The sequence below is a fragment of the Hydrogenophaga sp. NFH-34 genome, assembly GCF_021401345.1.
Taxonomy (GTDB): domain Bacteria; phylum Pseudomonadota; class Gammaproteobacteria; order Burkholderiales; family Burkholderiaceae_C; genus Hydrogenophaga; species Hydrogenophaga electricum.
In genome coordinates this window covers 90,279-105,166 of sequence record NZ_JACBGE010000009.1, presented here as the reverse complement: position 1 = coordinate 105,166, position 14,888 = coordinate 90,279, and the positions used below count along the sequence as shown (strand labels likewise).

13 protein-coding genes are annotated in these 14,888 nt (G+C 73.6%); 12 read left to right on the top strand and 1 reads right to left on the bottom strand.

All coding sequences use genetic code 11. From position 1 onward, the window contains the following. Nucleotides 1-41: 41 nt before the first annotated feature. The 12 genes from cobW (at nucleotide 42) to L0977_RS10375 (ending at nucleotide 14,241) form a co-directional block, all read left to right on the top strand. Nucleotides 42-1,106: a cobalamin biosynthesis protein CobW gene (gene cobW, locus L0977_RS10430; RefSeq protein WP_234264799.1), complete on the top strand. Its 1,065-nt coding sequence runs from the start codon at nucleotides 42-44 to the stop codon at nucleotides 1,104-1,106. A gap of 19 nt (nucleotides 1,107-1,125) precedes the next feature. After that, on the top strand, nucleotides 1,126-4,914 hold the full coding sequence (gene cobN, locus L0977_RS10425) for a cobaltochelatase subunit CobN (RefSeq protein ID WP_234264798.1): 3,789 nt from the start codon (nucleotides 1,126-1,128) through the stop codon (nucleotides 4,912-4,914). Next, on the top strand, nucleotides 4,911-6,032 hold the full coding sequence (locus L0977_RS10420; RefSeq protein ID WP_234264797.1) for an ATP-binding protein: 1,122 nt from the start codon (nucleotides 4,911-4,913) through the stop codon (nucleotides 6,030-6,032). Before cobN ends, L0977_RS10420 begins: the two co-directional genes overlap by 4 nt. 107 nt (nucleotides 6,033-6,139) lie before the next feature. Beyond that, on the top strand, nucleotides 6,140-6,718 hold the full coding sequence (locus tag L0977_RS10415; protein ID WP_234264796.1) for a vWA domain-containing protein: 579 nt from the start codon (nucleotides 6,140-6,142) through the stop codon (nucleotides 6,716-6,718). Nucleotides 6,719-6,743: 25 nt separating this feature from the next. Next, nucleotides 6,744-7,136, top strand: a complete 393-nt coding sequence (locus tag L0977_RS10410) for a DUF1636 family protein (RefSeq protein WP_234264795.1) — start codon at nucleotides 6,744-6,746, stop codon at nucleotides 7,134-7,136. Further along, nucleotides 7,133-8,140 (top strand): biotin synthase BioB, encoded by a 1,008-nt coding sequence (bioB, locus tag L0977_RS10405; RefSeq protein ID WP_234264794.1) that lies wholly within the window; start codon nucleotides 7,133-7,135, stop codon nucleotides 8,138-8,140. Before L0977_RS10410 ends, bioB begins: the two co-directional genes overlap by 4 nt. Before the next feature lie 117 nt (nucleotides 8,141-8,257). Next, a complete protein-coding gene (gene cbiB / locus L0977_RS10400; RefSeq protein WP_442786625.1) occupies nucleotides 8,258-9,232 on the top strand; it encodes an adenosylcobinamide-phosphate synthase CbiB in 975 nt (324 codons plus the stop codon). Continuing rightward, nucleotides 9,229-10,221, top strand: coding sequence for an aminotransferase class I/II-fold pyridoxal phosphate-dependent enzyme (locus tag L0977_RS10395; RefSeq protein ID WP_234264792.1), 993 nt, complete (start codon nucleotides 9,229-9,231; stop codon nucleotides 10,219-10,221). Before cbiB ends, L0977_RS10395 begins: the two co-directional genes overlap by 4 nt. Then, nucleotides 10,218-11,780 carry a cobyric acid synthase gene (locus L0977_RS10390; protein WP_234264791.1) on the top strand — a complete coding sequence of 521 codons (1,563 nt, stop codon included), beginning with the start codon at nucleotides 10,218-10,220 and terminating at the stop codon, nucleotides 11,778-11,780. The genes L0977_RS10395 and L0977_RS10390 overlap by 4 nt, the downstream gene beginning before the upstream one ends. A gap of 4 nt (nucleotides 11,781-11,784) precedes the next feature. Then, the gene (cobT, locus tag L0977_RS10385; RefSeq protein ID WP_234264790.1) at nucleotides 11,785-12,852 is read left to right on the top strand and encodes a nicotinate-nucleotide--dimethylbenzimidazole phosphoribosyltransferase; all 1,068 of its coding nucleotides are present in this window, start codon (nucleotides 11,785-11,787) and stop codon (nucleotides 12,850-12,852) included. Between the two features lie 7 nt (nucleotides 12,853-12,859). Next, nucleotides 12,860-13,681 (top strand): adenosylcobinamide-GDP ribazoletransferase, encoded by an 822-nt coding sequence (cobS, locus tag L0977_RS10380; RefSeq protein ID WP_234264789.1) that lies wholly within the window; start codon nucleotides 12,860-12,862, stop codon nucleotides 13,679-13,681. Continuing rightward, a complete protein-coding gene (locus tag L0977_RS10375) occupies nucleotides 13,678-14,241 on the top strand; it encodes a histidine phosphatase family protein (RefSeq protein ID WP_234264788.1) in 564 nt (187 codons plus the stop codon). Before cobS ends, L0977_RS10375 begins: the two co-directional genes overlap by 4 nt. Before the next feature lie 6 nt (nucleotides 14,242-14,247). Here the strand turns inward: L0977_RS10375 and nth are convergent, their stop codons facing one another. Beyond that, on the bottom strand, nucleotides 14,248-14,883 hold the full coding sequence (gene nth / locus L0977_RS10370) for an endonuclease III (RefSeq protein ID WP_234264873.1): 636 nt from the start codon (nucleotides 14,881-14,883) through the stop codon (nucleotides 14,248-14,250). Nucleotides 14,884-14,888: the final 5 nt, after the last annotated feature.

Here is a 14,888-nt window from a genome sequence, read left to right as displayed (position 1 = left end):
ACCCGGCCTGCAGGCCGCCCCCTCCAACGGAACCCGACACCATGAACCTCCAGAAAATCCCCGCCACCGTCGTCACCGGCTTCCTCGGTGCCGGCAAGACCACCTTGCTGCGCCACCTGCTCACGAACGCCCAGGGCCGGCGCATCGCCGTCATCGTCAACGAGTTCGGCGAACTCGGCATCGACGGCGAGCTGCTGCGCGGGTGTGGCATCGGCTGCGACGAGGACGGCGCAGACAACGGCCAGCTGTTCGAGCTGGCCAATGGTTGCCTGTGCTGCACCGTGCAGGAAGAGTTCGCGCCCGTGATGGAACAGCTGGCCGCGCGGCGCGACCAGATCGACCACCTGGTCATCGAAACCTCGGGCCTGGCGCTGCCCAAGCCGCTGGTGCAGGCCTTCCAGTGGCCCAGCCTGCGCACCGCCTTCACGGTGGACGCGGTGGTCACCGTGGTCGACGCCCCGGCCGTGGCCGCCGGCACCTTCGCCGACAACCCGGTGGCGGTGGACGCCCAGCGCCGCGCCGACGACAACCTGGACCACGAGTCGCCGCTGGCCGAGCTGTTCGAAGACCAGTTGGCCACCGCCGACCTGGTGGTGATCCACAAGACCGACGGGCTGGACGCCGCCACGCTGGCGCAGGTGGAAGCCGCCGTGCGCGCCGAAACGCCCGCGGGCGTGAAGCTGGTGCACGCGCAGCAGGGCCGCGTGGACATCGACCTGCTGCTGGGCATGGGCCGGGCGGTGGAGGACGTGATCGATGCGCGCAAGACGCACCACGACGAGGAAGAAGACCACGACCACGACGAGTTCGATTCGCTCTCGCTCACGCTGGAAGTGCCCGACCGCCAACGCCTGCTCGACGCGCTGGTGGCGCTGGTGCGCCGCCACGAGATCTACCGCGTCAAGGGCTTCGTGGCGCTGCCCGGCGCGGCCATGCGGCTGGTGGTGCAGGGCGTGGGCCAGCGCTTCGACAGCCAGTTCGACCGCCCCTGGCGCGCCGGCGAGGCACGCGCCAGCCGCCTGGTCTTCATCGGCGACCACCTCGACCGCGACCAGCTGCTGCGCGAGCTGCAGGCCGACCTGAACCCCGCCGGCGCGGCGGCCTGATCGCGAAAGGCGCCCCCGCATGCACCTGCTGTCCACCCGGCCGGGCGGCCACGTCGACGACGGCGGCCAGGGCGTGGTGCGCGTGGCGCAGACGCCCGGCGACATCGTCGTGCTCAGCGCGGCCGACACCACGCTGTCTCTGCTGGCCGACGCGGTCGATGCGCTGCCGACGGATTTCCCCTCGGTGCGGCTGGCCAATCTGATGTGGCTGCGCCAGCCGGCCTCGATGGACCTCTACGCCGACGACGTGCTGCGCCACGCGCGGGTGGTGGTGATCGACCACCTGGGCGCACCGGCCGACTGGGCCTACGTGGTCGAACAGGCGGTGTCGCTGGCGGCGCGCCACGGCCAGTGGCTGGCGCTGTTTTCGGGCGACCAGGAGGAAGACCCGCAACTGCTGATGCGCAGCACGGCCATCGCCGCCGACGCGCGCTGGCTCTGGCGCTGCCTGCGCGAAGGCGGGCGCGACAACGCGCGCGCCTTCTTTGACCTGATCGCCCACCGCGTCTGGGGCCGGGGGCCGATGCCGGCGCCGCCGCAGCCCATGCCCGCCGTGTGGGCGCATGCGCCGCAGCCGCCGCTGGCCTGGCGGGCGCCGGCGCCGGTCGCGCTGCTGCTGTTCTACCGGGCGCACGCGCAGTCGGGCAACACCGCGGTGTTCGACGCCCTGATGGTGGCGCTGCACGAACGCGGCCTGAACCCGCTGGCGCTGGCGGTCGACTCGCTCAAAGCCCCCGCCACCCTGGCCACCGTGCAGGCCCTGGCGCAGGCGCGTGGGGTCGACGTGGTGCTCAACGCCACCAGCTTCGCCGTCGGCGCCATCGACGGCGATGAGGCGGCACCGGTGGCCCTGGCCGGCGACGCGCCGGTGCTCCAGCTCATCACCGCCGGCGGCCTGCGCGAGCAGTGGGCCGCCGACCCGCACGGCCTGACGCCGCGCGACCTGGCCATGCAGGTGGTGCTGCCCGAGGTGGACGGCCGCATCGGTACCCGGGCCGTCAGCTTCAAAGGCCTGGCCTGGCGCTGCGAGCGCGCGCAGGCCGACGTGGTGCGCTACCAGTCCGAGCCCGAACGCATCGCCTTCGTGGCCGAACTGGCGCGCCGCTGGTGCACGCTGCGCCAGCGCCCGCCGGCCGAACAGCGTCTGGCCCTGGTGCTGGCCAACTACCCCAACGACGACGCCCGGCTGGCCAACGGCGTGGGGCTGGACACCCCGGCCTCCACCGTGGCCATCCTGCAGGCCCTGCAGGCGCAGGGCTACCGCACCGGTGCGCTGCCGGCGCACGGCGACGCGCTGATGGCCCAGTTGGTGGCCGGCGTCACCAACGACCTCGACGCCAACGACCACCGGCCCGTGGGCCAGAGCCTGGCCCTGAGCGATTACCTGGCCGACTTTGCCGCGCTGGCGCCCGAGCGCCAGGCTGAAGTCAACGCCCTTTGGGGCCCGCCCGGGGCCGACCCCCTGCTGCGCAGCGGCCGCTTCATGGTGCCCGGCCTGCGCCTGGGCCACGTGTTCATCGGCATCCAGCCGGCGCGCGGGCGCGACCTGGATCTGGTCGCCAGCTACCACGACGCCGACCTGGTACCGCCGCACAACTACCTGGCCTTCTATTTCTGGCTGCGCCGCGCCTGGGCGGTGGACGCCGTGGTGCACGTGGGCAAACACGGCAACCTCGAATGGCTGCCGGGCAAGAGCGTGGCGCTGGGCGCCGACTGCTGGCCCGACGCCATCCTCGGGCCGCTGCCGCACCTGTACCCCTTCATCGTCAACGACCCCGGCGAAGGCAGCCAGGCCAAGCGCCGCACCCAGGCCGTGATCATCGACCACCTGATGCCGCCGCTCACGCGGGCCGAAACCTACGGCCCGCTGCAGGTGCTGGAGCGGCAGATGGACGAGTACTACGAAGCCCTGTCGCTGGACCCGCGTCGCGCCACCCGCCTGCGTGGCGACATCCTCGACCAGGTGCTGCGCCACGGCCTGCACACCGACCTGGGCTTCGCCGCACCGGCTGACGAGCCGGACCGCCAGCGCCTGCTGGAGCGGCTGGACGCCTACCTGTGCGAGATCAAGGAATCGCAGATCCGCGATGGCCTGCACATCCTCGGCCGCTCGCCGCAAGGCCGGCAGCGCACCGACACCCTGGTGGCGCTGGCGCGTTTTCCGCGCGGCAGCGGGGCCGGGCAGGCCAGTCTGCTGCAGGCGCTGGCCGCCGACCTGGGGCTGGATGGTTTCGACCCGCTGGACCCGGACTGGAACCGGCCGTGGACCGGCCCGCGCCCGCCCGAGCTGGCGGCCCTGGGTGATGAGGCATGGCGCCATGCCGGCCACACCCGCGACCGGCTGGAACGCCTGGCCAACCGCTGGGTGAGCGGGGACGATGGCGCCGCCGCGCCCGACCCGGCCCGCTGGCCGCGCAGCGGCGCGGTGCTGGCGGCGCTGCGCGAGACGCTGGCGCCGCGCCTGGACGCCTGCGGTCCGCAGGAAATGGCGCAACTGCTGCGCGGCCTGCAAGGCCGCTTCGTGCCACCGGGCCCCAGCGGCGCGCCCTCGCGCGGCCGCCCTGACGTGCTGCCCACGGGCCGCAACTTCTACGCCGTCGACACCCGCGCCGTGCCCACGCCCACCGCCTACGCCATGGGCGCGCTGGCGGCCGACCGGGTGATTCAGCGCCACCTGCAGGACCACGGCGCCTTTCCGGCGTCGGTCGGCCTGTCGGTCTGGGGCACCAGCACCATGCGCAGCGGCGGCGAAGACATCGCCCAGGCGCTGGCCCTGCTCGGTGTGCGCCCCCGGTGGGCGCCCGGCAGCCACCGCGTGGTCGACATCGAGGTGCTGCCCATGGCCATCGCCAACCGGCCGCGGGTCGACGTGACGCTGCGGATCTCGGGCTTTTTCCGCGATGCCTTCCCGAACGTCATCGATCTGTTCGACACGGCGGTGCGCGCGGTGGCGGCGATCAGCGCCGACGACGAACCCGACGACGTGAACCCGGTGCGCGCGCGCGTGCAGCGCGAAGCGGCCGAAGCGCGGGCGCGAGGCCTGGACGAAGCCGCCGCCCGGCGCCAGGCCACCTGGCGCGTGTTCGGCCCGCGCCCCGGCGGTTACGGCACCGGCCTGCAGGAACTGATCGACAGCGGCCGCTGGCAGGGGGGCGACGACATCGCCCAGGCCTACCTGCGGGCCGGCGCCTTTGCCTACGGCCAGGGCGCGCACGGCGCCGCCGCGCGCGAGAGCTTCGAACGCCGGCTGGCCGGGCTCGACGCGGTGCTGCACAACCAGGACAACCGCGAACACGACATCCTCGACTCCGACGACTACTACCAGTTCCAGGGCGGCATGGCGGCGGCGGTGGAACACCTGGGCGGCGCGCCGGTCGCGCTCTACCACGGTGACTTCAGCACGCCCGGCGTGCCACGCATCCGCAGTCTGGGTGAAGAACTGGCGCGCGTGGTGCGCGCCCGCGTGGTCAACCCCAAATGGATCGCAGGCGTGCAGCGCCACGGCTACAAGGGCGCGTTCGAGATGGCCGCCACGGTGGACTACCTGTTCGCCTTCGACGCCACCACCGGCCTCATCGGCGACCACCAGTACGCGCTGGTGGCCGACGCCTACCTGCACGACCCCGACAACCGCGCTTTTCTGGAGCGGCACAACCCGCAGGCGCTGCGCCGCATCGGCGAGCGACTGCTCGATGCCATGCAGCGCGGCCTGTGGCAGGCGCCCGGCGAGCACCGCGAACGCATCGAAGACCACCTGCTGGCCCTGGAACACCGCCTGGAAAACCCGGGCGAAGGACCCTCGACATGACCCCCATTTCCGCCACCGTTTCCGCCCCCGTTCCCGAACTGCATCCCGCCAGCGACACGGTCTTTCCCTTCGCCGCGCTCATCGGCCAGGGGGCGCTGCAGCAGGCGCTGTTGCTGGCTGCGGTGGACCCCGGCATCGGCGGCGTGCTCATCAGCGGCCCGCGCGGCACGGCCAAATCGACCGCCGCGCGCGCCCTGGCCGCGCTGCTGCCCGGTGCGCCTTTCGTGAGCCTGCCGCTGGCCGCCAGCGTGGAGCAGGTGGTGGGCACGCTCAGCCTCGAAGACGCGCTGCGCGACGGCCAGGTGCGCCTGGCGCCCGGCCTGCTGGCCCGGGCGCACGGCGGCGTGCTGTACGTGGACGAAGTGAACCTGCTGCCCGACGCGCTGGTGGACGCGCTGCTCGACGCCGCGGCCAGCGGCGTCAACACCGTGGAGCGCGACGGCATCTCGCGCCAGCACGCGGCGCGTTTCGTGCTGGTGGGCACCATGAACCCGGAAGAGGGCGAGGTGCGGCCTCAGTTGCTCGACCGCTTCGGCCTGGCCGTGACGTTGGAGAACCCGGTCGACCACGGCCTGCGCCAGGCCATCGTGCGCGCCAGGCTGGCTTTCGACGCCGACCCGCAGGCGGTGCTGGCGCAGCACGCGGCAGCGCAGGCGGCGCTGGTGGCCCGGGTGGCCGCCGCGCGCGCCGCGCTGCCCGCGCTGGCCTGGTCCGACGCGGTGATCGCCCACGCCACCGCGCTGGCGCTGGACGCGGCCAGCGACGGCCTGCGCGGCGATCTGGTGCTGCTCAAGGCGGCGCGGGCGCAGGCCGCGCTCGACGGGCGCGCCGGGGTCACCGAAGCCGACGTCGACGCCATCGCGGAACTGGCGCTGGCGCACCGGCGCCAGGCACCGGCCGACCGGGCGGTCCCGCCCGGTGCCGCGCCGCACCGCGCACCGCCGCCGGCCCAGCGTCCGGCACCTTCTGCTTCGCCGGCGGGTGCGCCGCCGTCCGCGACCGACCGGGGCGATGCCGCTGCGGGTGCGCCGGACGGCGACTGGGGCGCGTTGCCGGCCCTGCCGGTGGGCATGGCGCCCGTCCGTCCGGTGGGAGGGCTGGGCGCAAAAAAAGCCTGAGCCACCCCGTGGGCCGGGCGCCGCTGGTGCCCGGCCCACGGCGGTGGCCCAGCCCAAACCCCTGGCCGGCGCCACGCCTGGCGATCCCCGAACGGGCGGCCACGGCGGTGGCTGCCGGCGCGCGCATCCACTGGCCGCGCACCCTGCTCAGCAAGGGCCCGGACCGGTTGCGGCGCGAACACCTGGCGCGGGTGCCGCAGGGCGCCGACGCCGCGGCCCTGCACCTGATCGCGCTGGACCATTCCGGCTCCATGCGCCACGGCGGCCGCCTGGCCGCTGCCAAGGCCTACGCCGCGCGCCTGGTGCACGAAGCCACCCGCGCTGGCGCGCAGGTGGCCCTGCTGCTGCTGGGCGGGCAGGGCGTGCAATGGCTGCAGGGGGCGGCGCCCGCGCGCCGCGCGGCCATCGCGCCGCTGAGCCGGGTGGGCGGCGGCGGCGGCACACCGCTGGCCGAAGGCCTGCTCGAGGCGCAGCGCTCTCTGCACGCCCACCGGCGCCGCCACGGCGGGGCAAGACACACGCTCTGGCTGCTGACCGATGGCCGCAGCCTGGAACAGCCCGAACGCCCGGCCGCCGCCGACCGCGTGGTGATCGTCGACTTCGACGACCGCACGCGCCCGCTGGGGCGCTGCCGCGTCTGGGCCCAACACTGGGGGGCCGAGCTGCGCCAGCCGCCAACGCCCTGATTCCGCCACACCCTGGCCTCCGACCATGACCGAACTCATCATCTGCACCACCTGCCGCCCCGGCGGCAATACCCGCGAACAGCGCGCGGCCGGCGACATCCTGTTCGAAGCCGTGCAGGCCGCGCAGGCCCTGGGCGACCGGCCCGACTGGGCCGCCGTGCGCGTGCGCGGCCAGGCCTGCACGGCCGGCTGCTCGCGCGCCTGCACCGTGGCCTTTCAGGCCCCGGGCAAACACAGTTACCAGTTCGGTGATCTGTCCGCCACCGCCGACGCGGCCCGGGCGCTGCTCGACTGCGCGGTGCTGCATGATCGGTCCCCCGACGGCACGCTGGCGCGCGATGCCCGTCCCGCCTTGCTGCGCAGCGGCATCCTGTGCCGCCTGCCGCCCACCTTGCCCGTTGCCGGAGAAAATCCATGATCCCCACCGCCGCACAACCCGTCACCCTGCACCGTCCCGTCCGGCCTGCGCCAGCCCCGGTCGAGCGCTGGTCCGTGGCCGATGTGCAGGCCCTGCTGGACCTGCCCCTGCCCGAGCTGATGCACCGCGCCCAGACCGTGCACCGCGAGCACCACGACCCGACCCACATGGAACTGGCCACGCTGCTGTCGATCAAGACCGGCGGCTGCCCGGAAGACTGCGGCTACTGCCCGCAGTCGGTGCACCACGAAACCGGTGTGGCGGCCGGCAAGATGATGACCGCCGAGGATGTGCGCGAAGCCGTGCTGGGCGCCAAGGCGGCCGGCGCCTCGCGCTTCTGCATGGGCGCGGCCTGGCGCGCGCCCAACGACCGCGATCTGGAGAAGGTCGAAGAACTGGTGCGCGTGGTCAAGGACGAAGGCCTGGAAGCCTGTTGCACCCTGGGCATGCTCACCGGCGACCAGGCGCAGCGCCTGAAGGACGCCGGGCTCGACTACTACAACCACAACCTCGACACCGCGCCCGAGCTGTACGGCGACATCATTTCCACGCGCGACTACCAGGACCGGCTGAACACCCTGGGCCACGTGCGCGAGGCGGGCATCCACGTCTGCAGCGGCGGCATCGTCGGCATGGGTGAATCGCGCGCCGGGCGCGCCGGCCTGATCGCGCAACTGGCCAACCTCGACCCGTACCCCGAATCGGTGCCGATCAACCACCTGGTCAAGGTGCCCGGCACGCCGCTGGCTGATCAGCCCGACCTCGACCCGCTGGAATTCGTGCGCACCGTCGCCGTGGCCCGCATCACCATGCCCCGTGCCAAGGTGCGCCTGTCGGCCGGGCGCCGGCAGATGGCCGAAGCCACCCAGGCCCTGTGCTTTCTGGCCGGGGCCAATTCCATCTTCTATGGCGACAAGCTGCTCGTCACCGGCAACGCCGACGTGGAGGCGGACCAGCACCTGCTGGCGCGCATGGGCATGCACACCACCCGCGCACATGCTTGAGATGCCCTCTTGCGCCGCTTCGCGGCTTCCCCCCAGGGGGACCCCACCAGAGGCCCGGCAAAGCCGGTGCCTCGGTGGGCGCTGGACCGCGCGCCCGGAAGGCGTGGCGCGGTGGTGATGGCCTTGCTTGCATCCGTCCCCGATGCTGCCGTGCTGGCCGGCGCGGTGCTGGTGGCGCTGGTGCTGGACGTGGTGTTCGGTGAACCGCCCGCGCGGCTGCACCCGGTGGTGGTCATGGGCCGCTACCTGGGGGCGGTCGGGCGGCGGATCTCGCGCGCGGCCGGCGCGGTGCCGCGCCCGGGGGCCGAATTCTGGGGCGGGGCGCTGGGCTGGTGCCTGGGCGCCACTCTGGTGGTGGCCGCGGCGGCGGCGCTGTCGGCGGCGCTGCAGCCCCTGCACCCGCTGGCCCAGGCCGTGCTGCTGGGCGGTCTGCTCAAACCCCTGCTGTCCTGGCGCATGCTGCGCGACGAGGTGCGGGCGGTCGAGGCCGGGCTGACCGAGTCGCTGGACGCCGGCCGGCGGCGTGTGGGCTGGCTGGTGAGCCGCGACGTCAGCGCCCTGAGCCCGTCGCAGGTGCGCGAGGCCGCGGTGTCCACGCTGGCCGAAAACCTCAACGACTCGGTGGTGGCGCCGCTGTTCTGGTTCGCCGTGGCCGGGCTGCCGGGCGCCGCGCTGTACCGCCTGGCCAACACCGCCGACGCCATGTGGGGCTACCGGGGCGAACGCGGCGGCCGCGACTGGACCTGGGCCGGCCGCTGGGCGGCGCGCGCCGACGACGTGCTGTCGTGGCTGCCCGCGCGGCTCACCGCGCTGTTGATCGCGCTGCCTTCGGCGGGGCGAGGCTGGTCGGGCGTGGTGGCCAACGCCGGCCGCACGCCGTCGCCCAACGGCGGCTGGCCCATGGGCGCGCTGGCGGTGGACCTGGGCATCCGGCTCGGCAAGTCCGGTGTGTACGAACTCAATGCCGCGGGCCGGCCGCCCGAAGCCGCCGACACGGTGCGCGCGCTGCGGCGCTGCGGGCAGGTGGTGGCGCTGCTGGCGGGCCTGGCGGCCGCCGGGCTGCTGCTCGCCGTGCTGGGGAGCGTGCGATGACGGCCCGTGTTCACGGCGGGGCCGATGCCCAGGGCGCCGCGCGCTGGGACTTTTCCAGCAACGCCAACGCCTGCGGCCCGTGCCCCTTGGCGTTGCAGGCGGTGCAGGGTGCCGACGCCGCGTTTTACCCCGACCCGGCCTACACGCGCGTGCGCGCCGCGCTCGCCGGCCTGCACGCGGTGGACCCGGCGCGCGTGCTGCTGGCAGCCAGCGCGAGCGAAGCCATCCAGCGGCTCACGGCCTGGCGCTGGCGCGCGGGCGACCGGCATGTCTGGACCCCACCGCACGCCTACGGCGACTACCTGCAGGCCGCCACGGCCTGGGGGCTGGGGCGGGTGGATGTGCCCGCGCAGGCCTGCCTGGCCTGGTTGTGCGACCCCGGCAGCCCGCTGGGGCAGGGCGAAGCGCCCGAGGCCCTGCGCGCGGTGCTGGCCGGGCGGCCGCGCACCGTCGTGCTCGACCGGGCCTACGCGCCCCTGCGGCTGCGGGGCGAGAGTGCCCTGAGCGCCGCGCAGCTCGACCGCGTCTGGCAACTGTGGTCGCCCAACAAGGCGCTGGGCCTGACGGGCGTGCGCGCGGCCTACGCCATCGCGCCGCTGGGTGCGCAGGCGGACGTCGCCGCGCTCGACGCACTGGCCGCGTCCTGGCCCATCGGGGCCCACGGGGAAGCCATGCTGTGGGCCTGGGCGCAGCCCGGGGTGCAGGCCTGGGTCGCCCGCAGCCGCGACACGCTGGCCACCTGGGCGCAAGCCCTGCGCCACACGCTGGCCCGCCACGGCTGGACCCTCGCGCCCAGCGACACCGCCTACGGCTGCGCGCAGCCGCCGCAGGCGCTGAACGCGGTGGCCCTGCGTGAGCAAGGCATCAAACTGCGCGACGCCACCTCGTTCGGCCTGCCGGGCTGGTGGCGGCTGAGTGCGCAGCGCCCCGAAGCCCTGGCGGCGCTGGACGCGGCCTTGAACGACCTCAAACTGGAGACATCGCCATGACCGCGGTTTGCGTGATGGTGCTGGGCACCACGAGCGGCGCCGGCAAGAGCTGGCTGACGACGGCGCTGTGCCGGCACTATGCCCGCCAGGGGTTGAAAGTCGCGCCGTTCAAGGCCCAGAACATGAGCAACAACGCCAGGGTGGTGGCTGGCAGACCGAACGAAGAGGATGCTGCGGAGGGCGACGGATTCGGCGCCGGGCCGCCCCAAGCCGAATCAGCCCCCTCGGGGGGCAGCGACCCGCGTCAGCGGCGGAGCGTGGGGGCCGAAATTGGTTCTGCGCAGTACTTCCAGGCCTTGGCCGCCCGAGCCGAGCCCGAGGTCCGCATGAACCCGCTGCTGCTCAAGCCCGAGGCCGACACCCGCAGCCAGGTGGTGCTGATGGGCGAGGTCCACCACGAACTCAGCGCCATGCCCTGGCGCGGCCGCAGCGAAAAGGTCTGGCCGCACATCGTGGCGGCGCTGGACGCGCTGCGCGCCGACAACGACGTGGTGGTGATCGAAGGCGCGGGCTCGCCGGCCGAAATCAACCTGCACGCCAGCGACATCGTGAACATGCGCGTGGCGCGCCATGCGCAGGCGCGCTGCCTGCTGGTCACCGACATCGACCGCGGCGGCGCGTTTGCCCATTTGTACGGCACCTGGGCGCTGCTGCCCGAAGACGAGCGTGCGCTCATTCAGGGCTTCGTGCTCAACAAATTCCGCGGCGACGCCAGCCTGCTCGCGCCCGCGCCCCAGATACTGCGGGACCTGACCGGCGTGCCGGTGGTCGCCACGCTGCCGATGTGGTGGCAGCACGGCCTGCCGGAAGAAGACGGCGTGTTCGACGACAAAACGCGGGCGTCCGGCGCGGTGAAGAAAACCATCGCCGTCATCGCCTGGCCGCGCATCAGCAACCTCGACGAATTCCAGCCGCTCAAGAACGTGCCGGGCGTGCGCCTGGTCTGGGCGCGCACGCCGGCCGACTGCGTGGGCGCGGACTGGATCGTGCTGCCCGGCTCCAAGGCCACCGCGGCCGACCTGGCCTGGCTGCGCGCGCAGGGGCTGGACCAGGCGGTGGCCGCGCACGCGGCGCAAGGCGGGGCGGTGCTGGGCATCTGCGGCGGGCTGCAGGTGCTGGGCGAGGCCCTGATCGATACCCATGGCATCGACGGCAACGCCCCCGGCCTGGGCCTGCTTCCGCTGGTGACGGCCTTCGACGCCGACAAGACCGTGCGCCGCAGCTGCATCACCTTCGGCGACGCGGTGGGGCCCTGGGCCGCGCTCAAGGGCGTCAGCGCCGCTGGCTACGAAATCCACCACGGCCAGACCGCGCCGCACCCGGCGATGGCCGCCAAGGGCGACATCGCGCGCGAAATCGTGCCGGGCCTGGCCTGGCAGAACGCGGCCGGCAATGTGTTCGGCTGCTACCTGCACGGGCTGTTTGAAGACCCGGCCGTGCTGCGCGCCCTGTTCGGCGCCACCGTGCCGACCCTGGAGACCGTGTTCGACGGTCTCGCCGACTTTCTCGAACGGCACGCCGAACCCGGCGTGCTCGACCGACTCATCCACACCGACTGACACCATGCCATTCACCCTTCCCGTCATCGACGACATCGCCCAACCCGAACTGGCCGCGCGCCTGCAGCACCGGCTGGACAACAAGACCAAACCTGTCGGCTCCCTGGGCCAGATCGAGCGCCTGGCCCAGCGCATCGGCCTCATCCTCGGCAGCGAACAGCCGGTGCTGCACGACCCGCAGATGGTGGTGTTCGCCGGCGACCACGGCCTCGCGGCGCGGGGGGTCTCGGCCTACCCGAGCGACGTGACCTGGCAGATGGTGGAAAACTTCCTGGCCGGCGGCGCGGCCGTGAGCGTGCTGGCGCGCCAGAACGGCATCGGGCTGACGGTGGTCGACTGCGGGGTGCGGCATCACTTCGCGCAGCGCCCGGGCCTGCTGGTCCGCAAGATCGGTGCCGGCACCGCCGATGCGCTGGAAGGCCCGGCCATGAGCGCGGCGCAGCGCGATCAGGCCCTGGCCAACGGGGCGGCGCTGGTGCAGGGTCTGCCCGGCAACGCGCTGCTGCTGGGCGAAATGGGCATCGGCAACACCTCGGCCGCATCGCTGCTGCTGGCGCGCCTGGTCGGTCTGGACATCGCCGACGCCACCGGTGCCGGCACCGGGCTCGACGCCGAGGCCGTGCAACGCAAGATTGGCATCCTGCGCCAGGTGCTGGCGCGCCATGCCGACGCCACCGAGCCGCTGGCCGCGCTGGCGGCCCTGGGCGGTTTCGAAATCGCCACGCTGGTCGGTGCGGTGCTGCAGGCCGCGCACGAGCGCCGCGTGATCGTGGTCGACGGCTTCATCGCCACCTCGGCCGTGCTGGTGGCCAGCCAGCTCCGGCCCGCCGTGCTGCAGCGCTGCGTGTTCGCGCACCGCTCGGGCGAGCGCGGCCACGCGCTCATGCTCGCCCACCTGAAAGCCGAGCCCCTGCTCGACCTCGGCCTGCGCCTGGGCGAAGGTTCGGGGGCGGCGCTGGCCTGGCCGCTGCTGCCAAGCGCCTGCGCCATCCTGCGCGAGATGGCCAGCTTCGAAGCGGCCGGCGTTTCGCGGCAAGACGGCGCCAGTGCCGCCGCGCCGGCCCAGGCTTGAGGTGGGCATGAGCGAGCGCGGCGGCGTGCGCCATTTCCTGCTGGCGTTGCAGTTCTTCACCCGCATTCCCGTGACCGGGCGGCTGGCCGCGTGGGTCGGCTACTCGCCCGCGATGCTGCGCGCCAGCGCGGCCCATTTCCCGGGCGTGGGCTGGGTGGTGGGCGCGCTCGTGGCGCTGGTCTGGCTGGGGGCGGTGCGTGCGCTGCCCGCGCAGCCGGCGGCGCTCTGGGTAGCGGCGGTCTTCAGCACGGCCTTCGGCCTCTGGCTGACCGGCGCCTTCCACGAAGACGGTCTGGCCGACACCGCCGACGGCCTGGGCGGCAGTGTCGACCGCGAGCGCGCCCTGGCCATCATGAAGGACTCGCGCATCGGCACATACGGCGCCGCGACCCTGGTGCTGGCGCTGCTGGCCAAGCTCGCGCTGCTGGTGCTGCTGGCGCAGGCCGGAGGGGCGCTGCGCGTGGCGGTGGCGCTGCTGGCGGCGCACGTCACGTCGCGGCTGCTGCCACTGTTCGTGATCCGCACGCTGGACCATGTGGGCGAGAGCGACGGCTCCAAATCCAAGCCGCTGGCCGACCGCATCGCCAACGGCGCGGTGGTGGTCGGTGTGCTCTGGTGGCTGCCGGTGGTGCCGCTGGCGCTGTACCTGCTGCCGGACGGGGCCTGGGCGGCGGCGCTGCTGGGCGCCGCGCTGGGCGGGGGCCTGGTCTGGCGGCTGCTGCAGCGGCGTCTGCAAGGCTTCACCGGCGATGGCCTGGGCGCCACCCAGCAGGTGGCCGAAATCGGGTTTTACCTGGGGCTCGTCCTTGGCCTGGGGGCGGCGGCATGAGGCTCTGGCTGCTGCGCCACGGCCCCGTGGACCTGCCGCCGGGCCTGTGCTACGGCGCCAGCGACGTGCCGGCCCTGGCCGAACCCACGCAGGGCGCCGCCATCGCGTTCGCCAGCCTGCCGGCGCCCGGGGTGCCCGTGTGGGTGTCGGCGCTGGGCCGCGCGCGGCAACTGGCGCAGGCACTGCAGGCCCTGCGGCCCGACCTGGGCGATCCGCGGGTCGACGCCCGGCTGAACGAAATGCACTTTGGCGGCTGGGAACTCCGCCCCTGGGACAGCCTGCCGCGCAGCGAGTTCGAGGACTGGATGGCCGGTTTTGCCCACCACCGTGTCGGCGGTGACCGGTCCGGCGAGAGCACCCAGCAGGTGCTGGACCGGGTGGCCGCCGCGCTCGATGCCGCGCGGGCCACGCAGCAGCCCGAGATGGTGTGGGTGACCCACGCCGGGGTCATCCGCGCGGTGCAGTACCTGATCCAGCCGGGGCGGCGCACCATTGCCGGCGCGCACGAATGGCCCCGGCAGGCGCCGCCGCCCGGTGGCTGGCTCGCGCTGACGGTTTGACGGCCTTCAGGCCGGGGTCTTGGCCGGAAAGCGGCAGCAGGCGGCCACCGCGCACTGCGCGCACAGCGGCTTGCGCGCCTGGCAGACGTAGCGCCCGTGCAGGATCAGCCAGTGGTGGGCATCGACGAGGTACTTCGCGGGAATCCGCTTGAGCAGCTGGTGCTCGACCGCCAGCGGCGTCTTGCCCGGCGCCAGGCCGGTGCGGTTGCCGACGCGGAAGATGTGCGTGTCCACCGCCATGGTCGGTTCGCCGAAGGCCACGTTGAGCACCACGTTGGCGGTCTTGCGACCCACGCCGGGCAGGGCTTCGAGTTCCTCGCGCGTGCGGGGCACCTCACCACCATGGCGCTCGACCAGAATGCGGCAGGTTGCCATCAGGTGTTTCGCCTTGCTGCGGTACAGCCCGATGGTCTTGATGTAGGACTCCAGGCCTTCGAGCCCGAGTGCCAGGATCTTCTGTGGCGTGTTGGCCACCGGGAACAGCTTGCGCGTGGCCTTGTTGACGCCCACGTCGGTGGCCTGGGCCGACAGCAGCACCGCGGCCAGCAGTTCGAACACGCTGGTGTATTCCAGCTCGGTGACGGGTTGCGGGTTCGCGGCCTGCAGGATGGCAAAGAACTGCTCGATCTGCGCCGGCGTCATGGGCG

Excerpts from the sequence above, each read along its gene's own strand:
- L0977_RS10395 (WP_234264792.1), top strand. The coding sequence starts at position 9,229 with ATGACGGCCCGTGTTCACGGCGGGGCCGATGCCCAGGGCGCCGCGCGC.
- nth (WP_234264873.1), bottom strand. The coding sequence starts at position 14,883 with ATGACGCCGGCGCAGATCGAGCAGTTCTTTGCCATCCTGCAGGCCGCG.
- L0977_RS10410 (WP_234264795.1), top strand. The coding sequence starts at position 6,744 with ATGACCGAACTCATCATCTGCACCACCTGCCGCCCCGGCGGCAATACC.
- cobN (WP_234264798.1), top strand. The coding sequence starts at position 1,126 with ATGCACCTGCTGTCCACCCGGCCGGGCGGCCACGTCGACGACGGCGGC.
- L0977_RS10375 (WP_234264788.1), top strand. The coding sequence starts at position 13,678 with ATGAGGCTCTGGCTGCTGCGCCACGGCCCCGTGGACCTGCCGCCGGGC.
- cobT (WP_234264790.1), top strand. The coding sequence starts at position 11,785 with ATGCCATTCACCCTTCCCGTCATCGACGACATCGCCCAACCCGAACTG.
- L0977_RS10390 (WP_234264791.1), top strand. The coding sequence starts at position 10,218 with ATGACCGCGGTTTGCGTGATGGTGCTGGGCACCACGAGCGGCGCCGGC.
- cbiB (WP_442786625.1), top strand. The coding sequence starts at position 8,258 with ATGGCCTTGCTTGCATCCGTCCCCGATGCTGCCGTGCTGGCCGGCGCG.
- L0977_RS10420 (WP_234264797.1), top strand. The coding sequence starts at position 4,911 with ATGACCCCCATTTCCGCCACCGTTTCCGCCCCCGTTCCCGAACTGCAT.
- bioB (WP_234264794.1), top strand. The coding sequence starts at position 7,133 with ATGATCCCCACCGCCGCACAACCCGTCACCCTGCACCGTCCCGTCCGG.
- cobW (WP_234264799.1), top strand. The coding sequence starts at position 42 with ATGAACCTCCAGAAAATCCCCGCCACCGTCGTCACCGGCTTCCTCGGT.
- cobS (WP_234264789.1), top strand. The coding sequence starts at position 12,860 with ATGAGCGAGCGCGGCGGCGTGCGCCATTTCCTGCTGGCGTTGCAGTTC.